Annotated in this window: 8 protein-coding genes; all 8 read left to right on the top strand. The window is 67.9% G+C overall.

The genetic code is table 11. The features are described 5' to 3' along the window. Positions 1-37 precede the first annotated feature (37 nt). The 8 genes from mfnA to FJT57_RS03375 all read left to right on the top strand — a co-directional run bounded on the left by mfnA (position 38) and on the right by FJT57_RS03375 (position 11,530). Complete coding sequence (gene mfnA / locus FJT57_RS03410; protein WP_238993889.1) at positions 38-1,144, top strand: tyrosine decarboxylase MfnA; 1,107 nt, start codon at positions 38-40, stop codon at positions 1,142-1,144. 152 nt (positions 1,145-1,296) lie between these two features. Continuing rightward, complete coding sequence (gene metG / locus FJT57_RS03405; protein WP_144901688.1) at positions 1,297-3,450, top strand: methionine--tRNA ligase; 2,154 nt, start codon at positions 1,297-1,299, stop codon at positions 3,448-3,450. 87 nt (positions 3,451-3,537) lie between these two features. Continuing rightward, positions 3,538-5,304 (top strand): pyruvate kinase, encoded by a 1,767-nt coding sequence (gene pyk, locus FJT57_RS03400; protein WP_144901685.1) that lies wholly within the window; start codon positions 3,538-3,540, stop codon positions 5,302-5,304. 167 nt (positions 5,305-5,471) lie between these two features. Continuing rightward, positions 5,472-5,783, top strand: coding sequence for a DUF7312 domain-containing protein (locus tag FJT57_RS03395; RefSeq protein ID WP_144901684.1), 312 nt, complete (start codon positions 5,472-5,474; stop codon positions 5,781-5,783). A 138-nt stretch (positions 5,784-5,921) separates the two neighbouring features. Next, a complete protein-coding gene (locus tag FJT57_RS03390; protein ID WP_144901682.1) occupies positions 5,922-7,739 on the top strand; it encodes a BGTF surface domain-containing protein in 1,818 nt (605 codons plus the stop codon). Next, positions 7,736-8,932: a restriction endonuclease gene (locus FJT57_RS03385; protein ID WP_144901680.1), complete on the top strand. Its 1,197-nt coding sequence runs from the start codon at positions 7,736-7,738 to the stop codon at positions 8,930-8,932. The genes FJT57_RS03390 and FJT57_RS03385 overlap by 4 nt, the downstream gene beginning before the upstream one ends. A 68-nt stretch (positions 8,933-9,000) precedes the next feature. Next, positions 9,001-10,800: a histidine kinase N-terminal 7TM domain-containing protein gene (locus FJT57_RS03380; RefSeq protein ID WP_203229081.1), complete on the top strand. Its 1,800-nt coding sequence runs from the start codon at positions 9,001-9,003 to the stop codon at positions 10,798-10,800. Between the two features lie 46 nt (positions 10,801-10,846). Continuing rightward, positions 10,847-11,530: an NfeD family protein gene (locus FJT57_RS03375; RefSeq protein ID WP_144901676.1), complete on the top strand. Its 684-nt coding sequence runs from the start codon at positions 10,847-10,849 to the stop codon at positions 11,528-11,530. The last annotated feature ends 16 nt before the right edge of the window (positions 11,531-11,546 follow it).

Below are 11,546 nucleotides of genomic sequence, written 5' to 3'. Positions count from 1 at the left end.
CAGAATGACTAAACGAGACCGCATCCTACGAGGTTCTATGCAGCGGGCGGCCCCGCAGACGTTCGAGCGCGTTCTCTCCTCGATGTGCACGGAGCCGCATCCGAGCGCACGGGAGGCCGCAGAGCGGTTTCTCGCGACGAACCCGGGCGATCCGGCCACCTACGCCGAGGTCAGCGCACTCGAAGCGCGAGCCGTGAACGGACTCGGTCGACTCGCCGGATTGGGCCAATCCACGTCCAGCCCGACGGCGGCTCCGGATCCGAACGCCGCCTCCGACGGCCCGCACGGATACGTCACGAGCGGCGGGACCGAGGCGAACATCCAGGCGGTCCGCTCGGCGCGACACCGAAGCGACGCGACCGACCCGAACGTCGTCGCCCCCGAGAGCGTCCACTTCTCCTTCACGAAGGCGGCCGACATTCTCGGCGTCGAGTTGCGCACGGTCCCGACGGACGACGACCACCGCGCTGACGTCGACGCCGTCGGGGCCGCGGTCGACTCGGAGACGATCCTCGTCGTCGGCGTCGCGGGCACGACCGAGTACGGTCGGATCGATCCGATCCCCGAACTCGCCGAGATCGCCCACGACGCCGACGCGTACTGTCACGTCGACGCCGCGTGGGGCGGCTTCCTCCTCCCCTTCACCGACCACGCGTGGCACTTCGGGCACGCCCCGATCGACTCGATGACGATCGACCCGCACAAGTGCGGCCGCGCGGTCATCCCCGCGGGCGGACTGCTCTTCCGCGAACGGGATGGAATGGACGCGCTGGCGGTCGATACGCCGTATCTCGAATCGACCTCGCAGGCGTCGCTGACGGGGACGCGAAGCGGGGCTGGCGTCGCGAGCGCCGTCGCCGCGATGGACGCGCTGTGGCCAGAGGGCTACCGCCGCGAGTACGAGCGCGCCGACCGGCTCGCCCGGTGGTTCGCGGCGGAACTCAGATCGCGTGACCGGGACGTCGCCGACGTGGAGCTCCCGATCGTCGTGGTCGACCTCGACGAACCGACTTTCCGCGCGCTCCGCGACGGCGGCTGGCGGCTCTCTCGCACGGGCGACGGCCTCGCGCGGATTGTCGTGATGCCGCACGTGACGCGGGAGATGCTTCGGGCGTTCCTCGACGACCTCGACGCGCTTCGGTAGTCGGTGCCGCGGTCGCACGGGATTCGATTCCGCGTGCCGCCGCCCACCGCGTTCGGTCGTCGTGCCCACCGTGTTCAGTCGTCGCGTTGCCGCCCCGACGACGACGACGCCGAATCAGCGGGATTTTGGTGCCGCCGCCGAGAGTGTCCCCTATGAGCCACGAGGACTTTCCCACCGAGGACCCGGCGGTGGTGACCTGCGGGCTGCCGTACGCCAACGGCGACCTGCACATCGGTCACCTCCGAACGTACGTCGGCGGCGACATCTACAGCCGCGCGCTGAAGCGGCTCGGCCAGGAGACCGCGTTCGTCTCCGGATCCGATATGCACGGCACGCCGGTCGCCGTCAACGCCGCTGAGGAGGGCGTCACCCCCGAGGAGTTCGCCCTTCGACACCACGAGCGGTACGAGGAGACGTTCCCGAAGTTCGACGTCGAGTTCGACAACTACGGCCACACGCACGACGAGACGAACCTCGAAACGACCCAGGAGATCGTCCGGACGTTGGAGGAGGAGGGCTACGTCTACGAGAAGGAGATCCCCGTCGCCTACGACCCCGAGGCCGACCAGTGGCTGCCCGACAGATTCGTCGAGGGGGCGTGCCCGTACTGCGGCGAGCACGCCCGCGGCGACGAGTGCGACGAGGGCTGCGGCCGCCACCTCGAACCCGGCGAGATCGAAGACCCCGTCTCGACGGTCACGGGGAACGCCGCGGAGTACCGAAACCGCGAGCACAAGTTCTTCGCCGTCTCGGACCTGCAAGAGTACCTCGTCGAATTCATCGACCGCCTCGAAGGCACCTCGAACGCCCAGAACCAGCCCCGCGAGTGGATCGAGGGCGAACTCCAGGACTGGTGTATCACCCGCGATATGGACTGGGGCGTCGACTACCCCGGCGAGGAGGACCTCGTCCTCTACGTCTGGGTCGACGCGCCGATCGAGTACATCTCCTCGACGAAGCAGTACACCGAACGCGTCGGGAGCGACGTCTTCGACTGGGAGGCGGCGTGGAAAGCGAGCGGTTCGGGCGCGGTCGACGGTGACGGAGCGGGCGGATCGGACGGAGCGGGTGGACCGACCGGGGGCGGCGAGATCGTCCACATCATCGGTCGCGACATCATCCAGCACCACACCGTCTTCTGGCCCGCGATGCTGCGCGCCGCGGGCTACGCCGAACCGCGCGCCGTGATGGCCTCCGGCTTCATCACGCTCGAAGGCAAGGGCTTTTCGACCTCGCGGGACCGGGCCGTCTGGGCCGACGAGTACTTAGACGAGGGCTTTCGCCCCGACCTCCTCCGCTACTACCTCGCGACCAACGGCGGCTTCCAGCAGGACGTCGACTTCTCGTGGGGCCGCTTCCGCGAACGCGTGAACAACGAACTCGTCGGCACCGTCGGCAACTTCGTCTACCGCTCGCTGCTCTTCGCCGCCCGCGAGTTCGGCGGCTCGCCCGACGTCGACGTCTCTGAGGACGTCCGCGCGCGGATCGAGACCGCGATCGAGGAGTTCGAGGCCGGTGTCAACGAGTACTCGGTCCGTGCGGTCGGCGAGAGCGCGGTCCGGCTCGCGCAGTTCGGCAACGAGTACATCCAGCGCAACGAGCCCTGGAAGCTCGACGACGACGATCCCGAGAAGGCGCGGGTCATCCGCGACTGCGTCCAGATCGCGAAAGCGGTGGCCGTGCTCTTCGAGCCGGTCACGCCAGAGGCCGCCGAGAACATCTGGAGCGATCTCAACGAGGACGGCGACGTCCACGCCGCGGGCATCGATGCCGCGCTCGATCCCGCTACGCAGGCGTTCGACGAGCCGACGGAGCTGTTCGAGAAGATCCCCGCGGAGCGCGTCGAGGAGCTGAACGAGAAGCTCGAAGAGCGGGTCGAAGCGGCGACCGAGGACGATCACTCCGGCGCTGACGACGATACCGACGGCGACCGCGAGGACGGCGGCGCGGGGAACGCGTCGGCCGCGGACCTCGAACCGATCGCCGACGAGCGCATCGGGTTCGAGGACTTCCAGGCGCTCGACATCCGCGTTGGCGAAATCGTCGCCGCCGAGGGCGTCGAGGGCGCCGACAAGCTCGCGAAGCTGACCGTCGACATCGGCCTCGAGGAGCGCCAGATCGTCGCCGGGATCAAACAGCTCCACGATCTCGACTCCCTCGTCGGAGAGACGATCGTCGTGGTCGCCAACCTGGAGAAGGCCGAGCTGTTCGGCGTCGAATCGAACGGGATGCTGCTCGCGGCGGGCGAGCAGGCCGATCTGCTCACGACGCACGGCGACGCCGTCCCCGGGACGAAGATCCGATAGACCGGTCCGAAAATCTCCGCCTGCGGCCGTTTCGAGCGGCACCGCCTCACCGTCGACCTTTTTAACTCGCTCCCGAGTAGGGTTTCTATGCGCAAGGCCAAAATCGTCTGTACGCTCGGCCCGGCCTCCGACGGGGAGGCCACGATTCGCGGACTCGCGGATGCGGGGATGAGCGTCGCGCGGCTCAACGCGAGCCACGGGACGCCGGACCACCGCCGCAAGGTGATCAGCCGCATCCGCGCGGTCGACGACGTGACCGACGGGCCGATAGCCGCGATGGTCGACTTACAGGGGCCGGAAGTAAGGACTGCGCCCCTGGAAGAGCCGATCGCGCTGGAGACCGACTCCGAGGTCCGATTCGTCGAAGGAAGCGAGGCGACGCCGGAGACCGTCGGCCTTTCGTACTCCATCGCTGCCGCGGAACCGGGCGATACGATCCTGCTGGACGACGGTCGGATCGAGGCGACGGTGCGCCGAATCGAGGGCGACACCGTCGTCGCGCGAGTCGTCTCCGGCGGGAGCCTCGGCGGGCGGAAAGGCGTCAACCTCCCGGGTGTCAACCTCGACATCGATCTCATCACCGAGGGAGACCGGCGGGAACTCGCCGTCGCGGCCGAGACCGACGCTGACTTCGTCGCGGCCTCGTTCGTCCGCGACGCCGCCGACGTCTACACGATCAGCGACGCGCTCGACGAACTCGGTGCCGACATCCCGGTCGTCGCCAAGATCGAACGCGCGGGTGCGGTCGAAAACCTCGACGAGATCATCGACGCGGCCTACGGCGTGATGGTCGCCCGCGGCGACCTCGGGGTCGAGATGCCCTTAGAGGACGTCCCGATCATCCAAAAGCGGATCATCAGAAAGTGCCACGCGACGGGCACGCCGGTCATCACGGCGACCGAGATGCTCGATTCGATGATCCACGCGCGGCGGCCGACCCGCGCGGAGGCCTCCGACGTCGCCAACGCGGTGCTCGACGGCACCGACGCGGTGATGCTCTCCGGGGAGACGGCGATCGGCGACGACCCCGTCCGCGTCGTCGAGACGATGGACCGGATCGTCCGGCAGGTCGAAGCCAGCGAGGAGTACTCCGAAAGCCGCGAGCAGCACATCCCGACCGCCGACAGCGAGTCCCGGACTGAGGCGCTCGCGCGCTCGGCGCGGTACCTCGCCCGCGACGTCGGAGCAAGCGCTATCGTCGCCGCCTCCGAGTCCGGCTACACCGCGCGGAAGACGGCGAAGTTCCGACCTGCGGTTCCCGTGGTCGCGACGACGCCCACCGACCGCGTGCGTCGACAGCTCGCGCTCTCGTGGGGCGTCGTGCCGAAGTACTCCGCCTACCGGGAGGATATCGATCAGATGATGGAGGACGCCGTCGACGCCGCGCTCGACGCCAACGTCGCCCGCTCGGGCGACACGCTCGTCGTCCTCTCGGGGATGATGACCGAACTGGAGAGCACGAATACGACGAATATGCTGAAGCTCCACGTTGCCGCCGAGACCGTCGCCACCGGGCGCAAGGTCGTCGGCGGCCGCGCCGCCGGTCCGATGGCGACCGTCGACGACGGCGACCTCTCGGCGATTCCCGACGGGGCGATCCTCGCGCTCCCGGCGCACTTCGAGGGCGAGTTCGAGGGAGGAACCGCCAAGATCGCGGGGATCGTCGACGCGCGGCCCGGGATGACCGGCTACCCTGCGCTCGTCGCGCGGGAACTCGACATTCCGATGATCTCCGGTGCACCGCTGCCGCGACGGCTCTCCGACGGAACGACACTGACGCTGCACGCCGAACGCGGCGTGGTCTACGAGGGGGATCTCATCAGCCACCGCGGGCAGTCGCTCGCGCGGGAGTGAGATGCTGAGCGGATATGACCGCCGATCAGAGTTTGGAGCGACTGTCTCGTTCGGAGTCGGGGTCAAGCGTTGCGGTCGGAGTGGGAGACGAGCGTTGCGATCAGAGTGGGAGACGAGCGTCGCGGTCGGACGGCAGACCTTTTCCCGCGAGGAACGTAGAGCGGGTAATGACTGAGAGCGACGGGGAGAAACCACGACCGACGGGCGTGTCGATCGCCGGGGCCGACGACGGATCCGATCGTGAGGGGCGAGACGGCTCTGTCAGCGCTGAGACGGCCGTACGGACCGATTCGAGATCGGATGCTGGTCTCGGTGGGAACGGCGACGACACCGGTAACGGCAACGGCGACGATCAGCGGTGGACTCCGGCCCCGATCGAACCCGAGGATCCGTCCGCAGAGAACGCGCTGTTCGTGGTTCTCGGCGTGATCGGGACCGTCCTCCTGCTCGTCAGCGCGGTCGCACCGGGGCTCATCTGACCGGTCGTCGGCGGAGCAGCGAGTCGCATTTCGCAGGCGGGATCCCCGCCGTCGACCGGTCTGTTATCAAATCTGATGGTTTGACCGCAGTACTTTATGTAGCGTGGTCGGTACCGTAGGGAGACAACGCCCTCGCCGATGCCTCACGCCCCCACACCGCTGGTCCTCGCAATCGCCATCTCGCTCCTCCTCGGGAGCGCGACCCCCGTCTCGGGCCTGGGGATCGACGCGGACCGAGAACAGCGGGTCCAGGCCGTCGGCGACGCACCTTCGCACGTGTCGGCGGAAGCCGCCGCCACGTCGGAGACCGCGAACCCGATCCGCAGACAGGTCGACGACGACTCGGGCTCATTTCCCGATGGCAACGTCAGCGTCACGCGCGGCGACGAGGTGACTATCGCCGTCTCGCACTCCGCCGCCGCGACGGTGACGATCGGCGGCCCGGAGTACGGCTTCCACGTCACTGTCAACCTCGGCGGTAGCGGCACCGACGAAATCGTCATCGACACGCGCCGGACCACCGATTCGGACCCGAACGCGTTCATCGATGGCGGGTCCGCGACGATGCACACGCCGCCGCTCGACGAGCCGATCGAACCCGAGGACTACCTGGTCCGCGTCGACGTCGACGGCGTCGAACGCGACGTCAGCACGCTCACCGTCGAACCGCGCGGCGATCTGCGCGCGGAATCCTTCCGCGCGCCGGGGTCGTTCGAGCCAGCCGAATCCGCTGGCGGCGGCGAGGACGGCGACGCCGACGTCGGCCCGCTGCAGTCGACGATGACGGCCGGATCCGCCGTCGCCCGCGGCGACTACGCGGTGATGCGGGTCGAAGAGAGTGGGCTGGAGACGGCCCTGAACGCGAGCGATCTCACCGGGAGCGCCGCAGCCAACGGACTCAAGGTGAACTTCACGCAGACGGATCCCGGACCGAACCACGCGGCCCGCGAGTACGTCGCGACCGACTCGGCGAACGTCACCGTGCTCCCGAACCTCGCGAACGACGAGTTGTACGTCCTCTGGGACACCTCGGACGTCGAACTCGAATCGCAGTCGGAACGCAACCGCTACCGTGCGGCACTGACGCTCACCGAGGAGAGCGGGCTCTCCGACGGCTCGGAGACGGTCGCGACGGCGACCTTCTTCCTCCGAGAGCCGAGGGTGTCGCTGTCGCCAGCGAACGATTCCGTCCACTACCCGTGGGACGATGACGCCTTCCCGGTGACCGGATCGACGACGCGCGCGCCGAACACGGAACTCGAAGTCCGCCTGCGCTCGACGGATCCGAACGCGTTCCTCGAACTCGCCGACGCGACCGTCGACGAGAACGGCGAATTCGAGGCGTCCTTCGACTTCTCCGGGCTCTCTCGCGGCACGAACGCGACACTGTGGGTTCGCGATCACTTCCTTGAGACCGCTCAGGAGGTGCACTTGGTCGCCCCCGATCCGATGGTCGACATCGAGAATCAGACGGTGAACGGGACGGCCGTCGAGATCGAACGCGCCGAAGTCCCGTCTGGCGGATTCGTCAGGCTGGAAGACGAGGGCGGAGAGGCGATCGGCCGCAGCGACTACCTCGCACCCGGCCAGCACGCGAACGTGTCGGCGGAGCTCGAAACCGTGGTCTTCGAGGACCAACTGCTCCGTGCGGAACTGGTCCGCGCCGACGAGGACGGCTCTTACGATCCGAGCGCGGCGGCGTACGCACTCGACGGGGTCACCGTGAACGACACGGCGATGATCGACTTCCCGCCCGCGCCGACCGAGACCGCCACGCTGACGCGGACCGAGACGGAAACGGGGACGCCGACCGCGACCGCGTATCCGGTCGTGACCCGGACGCCGCTGCAACCCGGTGGAACCACCGAATCGAGCCTGCCGCTGTCGCCGGGCGTCGCGGTCGCGGCGCTGGTCGGGGCCGCGGCACTCCTCGCCCGCCGGGGTGACGCGCCGTGATCCCCGAACTCGAACCGCGGGAGTTCGTCGCCTTCCTCGCCGATCTGTGGGACGAACGCGGCTGGAAGACGTCCGTTCGCGAGCGCGCCGACGAGTCGTACTTCGTGATCGGCAAACGCGGTGACGGCAAGCGCGGCGTCATCTACGTCTTCCCCACGGCGACGGCGACGGTCACCGACCGACATCTCAAACAGTTCGTCGGCTTCTGCCGCAAGCGCGGGATCGACGTCGCCGTCGTGGCGACGCAGGGGGCGTTCGCGCCCGAGGCCGAGCGGACCGCCGCCCAGCGAAGCGTTCACCTCCTCGACCGCGCGGCTCTCGCCGATACCGTCGCGGCGGGCGGACTCGAAGACGTGTTGGGACGCTACACACAGGCGGGGCCGCTCGAATCGGTCGCCGAACGACTCGTCGCGCTCGGGCTTCCTCTCCCTGAGTCGATTCTGGACCGCGTCGGCGACGTCGACGAAGCGTTCGCGTCGGTCCGAGCGAAACTCGGGGGTGGCGACGACAATGGTGGCGCTGACGGCGGTCGATCCGCCGCGGGCGGCGGCGATCAGGGCGACGCCGACCAGGGTGATTCCGGTCACCCCGACGAGGAGTCGAGACTTCCCCTGGCGGGAAGCCCCATAGCGGCGCTGCGGGGGCTCTCTACCAAGTCGATCCCTGCCGTCGTGCTCCCGGTGATCCTCGTCATCGCGTTCGTCCTGGGTGCCACGGTGGGCCCCGGTGTCGGTATCGGTGCGCCCTTGGACGTCGGTAGCGGCGATGGGATCGACGCCTCCGCGGTGTCGACGGCGGGCGCGAACGCGACGCTGGACGTTCGATGGAACGCGCGCACGGTTGACTCGCTGGAGGTGAACGGCACCACCTACGACGCTCCCGAGGGGGAGACCCTCGTCCTCGTACGGATGAACGTCACCAACACGAACGAGTCACCCACGCAGTTCGACCAACCGTCCCTCTCAGTCGAGGTCGCTGGCGAACGCTACGGGCATCAGCCCCTTCAAGGAGTGACCGGCTTCCCGCGCGCCGGGCTGTACGAACCGCAGGAGAACCGAGAGGTGTGGACGGTGTTCAGCGTCCCGGCCGACAGCGAAAGCGTGACACTCCTGACGTCCAGTGCGGAGGGCGTTCGATTCACTCGCGACCGTTCGATCGCGCCGGAGGCGACGGTGCCCGACGACGGGGCGTGAGTTCCCGTTTTGCAGACGCGCCGGGTTACGTAATTTTTTAACGACGACGACCTTCCAGAGTGACGTCCGTGCTTGAATCGATCTCGTGGTTGGCGGCCGCCTCGGTGCTTTCGGGGGTCGTCTCTGCGGGGTTTATCTGGTACCTGTGGCCGTATCGGAACCGCCTGGGGGGCCGCTTCTTCATCGCGACGATCGGGTGTGAGGCGTTGTGGGCGCTGTCGTACGGTGTCGCCCTTCTCGTGTTCGATCCCGCGCTCAGAGAGGTGTTCGAGATCCCGATCTGGGTCGCCATCAACTTCATCGGCGTGTTCTTCCTCGCGTTCGCGCTGGAGTACACCGGCCGCCGGAAGCTCCTCCGATCGAAGACGATGGCGGCCGTCGTCGGCCTGCAGATACTCCACACGCTCGTCGTCGTCACCAACTCGCTGCACCACGTCGCGTGGAGCGGGTACCGGATCGAACCGACCTTCGGCGCGGCGACCGTCGTCTACGCGCACCAGCCGTGGCTGTTCGTGAACGCGGCGGGGTTCATCCTGATGATCGCCGTCGGCTCCTTTCTCCTCGCCGACACGGTCTTCAGCTACGGTCCGCTGTATCGCTCGCAGGCCGCAGCAATCGCGGTTTCACCGGTCTTTCCTGGTCTTCCCTTCCTCCTGTGGCTGGCGGAAATCGGGGCGTCTCCCCCGGTGAACCTCACGCCGCTCGTGTTTCCCGTCCATCTCGCGTTCGATATGTACGCCTTCTTTTCGCGGGAGATGTTCGATCTGGTTCCCGCGGCTCGGCGGACGGCGGATCGCGCCGCCATCGAGAACCTCGGCTCGCCGGTCGTCATCGTCGACAGCGGCCACCGGATCATCGAACTGAACGAGGAGGCCGCGCGGCTCGTCGACGCGACGGCGACCGCGGCGCTCGGTCGGCCCGTTTCGGAGTATCTCCCCGACGTCGATCCCGCGGGCGGCAAGCAGACGTATTCGCGTCGGATCGACGGACGGAAGCGGATATACGCGGTCACGACCGCACCGCTCACGGACGCCTCGGAGACTCGCGTCGGCGACACGATCGTTTTCCAGGACATCACCGATGAACGACAGCGCGAACAGCGGCTCGCCGTGCTTAACCGCGTGCTGCGGCACAATCTGCGGAACGACCTGAACGTCGTGCAGGGCTATCTGGAGATCGCGGCAGAGCGGATCGACGACCCCGAACTCGACCGAATGATCCGAACCGCGTCGAGGAACACCGCGGGCGTCGTCGCGCTGGGCGAGAAGGCGCGTCAGATCGAAGGCGCGATGCAGGCCGATACCGGGGATACCGGCCCCGTCGCGTTGCTCCCGCTGGTGGAATCGCTACGAGACGAGTTGCGAGCGTCACATCCGAACGGGACCGTCGACGTCGAGATCCCTTCGGATACCGCGGTTCGGGCGCGGCGGTCGCTCCTCGAAATCGTGCTCGAAAACGTACTGGAAAACGCGCTCGAACACGGCGACTCGACGACGCCGACCGCGACCGTCCGACTGCTCGATCCCGGCGCTACCGAGGACGTTCTCACCGTCGAAATCCGCGACGACGGGCCGGGGATCCCGGAGCACGAACTCGCGGTTCTCGACGACACCGAAGAGACCGCGCTCGAACACGGGAGCGGACTCGGGCTCTGGATCGTCAAATGGGGCGTCGACGCGCTCGGCGGGTCGGTGGCGTTCGACGTGTCCGAGGTCGGGACGAGTGTCCGGATCGACCTTCCGAAGGCTGGTGCGGTATTCGAAGCGTCCGAAGTGCCCGGTGCATCCGAAGTACACGGAGCGTCCGGAGCGTCGGAAGCTTCCGACGCGCCTGAGGCTTCCGACGCGCCGGAACCGGACCACGAGTGATCCCCCGCGTGACAACGCTTAATCCGCCGCCAGCCTAACGACGGGTATGCTCGATGGTGCCGTCTCGGTCGCCCTGCAGCTCTCGATCCCGCCGGAGACGCTACCGCTGCTGCTCGTCGCCGCGGGGTTGGGGCTGAGCGTGCTCGAAGCGTTCGCGCCCGGAGCGCACTTCATCGTCCTCGGGGTCGCACTCCTCGCGGCGGGCCTCGTCGGCCTCGTTCTCGGCCCGTTGGCCTCGCCGATCGTTCTCGGGGTGCTCGTCCTCGTCTTCGGCTCGCTGGCGCTTTACGGGTACCGCGAGTTCGACTTCTACGGCGGCAAGGGCTCGGGACAGACGAGCGACTCGACGAGCCTCCGCGGCCGGACCGGGCGCGTCACCGAGCGCGTCACGCCGACCGAGGGCGAGGTCAAACTCGACGACGGCGGTTTCAACCCCTTTTACGCCGCTCGATCGGTCGACGGCGAACTGGACGTCGGAACCGAAGTCGTCGTCATTCACCCCGGCGGCGGGAACGTCGTGACCGTCGAATCGATGTCGACGAACTACGACGAGATCGATCGCGAACTCGCTCGCGGGCGGGAGCAAGAAGGTGACGCGGAAATGACGGAAGGCGATGCGGAGACGGCAAGCGGAGATCGAGACGCCGAGATGGGGGCCAGCAGCGACGACGCGGAGATGACAGACGAAGATCGAGACGAGGACGTAGATACCGAGACCGAACGGGCCTGAACGGGCCGATAACCGG

This window comes from Halobellus captivus, assembly GCF_007655485.1.
Lineage (GTDB): Archaea > Halobacteriota > Halobacteria > Halobacteriales > Haloferacaceae > Haloquadratum > Haloquadratum captivum.
This window is presented reverse-complemented; position numbering and strand designations above follow the sequence as displayed.

Coding starts and splice junctions, on each gene's coding strand:
- metG (WP_144901688.1), top strand. CDS start 1,297: ATGAGCCACGAGGACTTTCCCACCGAGGACCCGGCGGTGGTGACCTGC.
- FJT57_RS03395 (WP_144901684.1), top strand. CDS start 5,472: ATGACTGAGAGCGACGGGGAGAAACCACGACCGACGGGCGTGTCGATC.
- FJT57_RS03375 (WP_144901676.1), top strand. CDS start 10,847: ATGCTCGATGGTGCCGTCTCGGTCGCCCTGCAGCTCTCGATCCCGCCG.
- pyk (WP_144901685.1), top strand. CDS start 3,538: ATGCGCAAGGCCAAAATCGTCTGTACGCTCGGCCCGGCCTCCGACGGG.
- mfnA (WP_238993889.1), top strand. CDS start 38: ATGCAGCGGGCGGCCCCGCAGACGTTCGAGCGCGTTCTCTCCTCGATG.
- FJT57_RS03390 (WP_144901682.1), top strand. CDS start 5,922: ATGCCTCACGCCCCCACACCGCTGGTCCTCGCAATCGCCATCTCGCTC.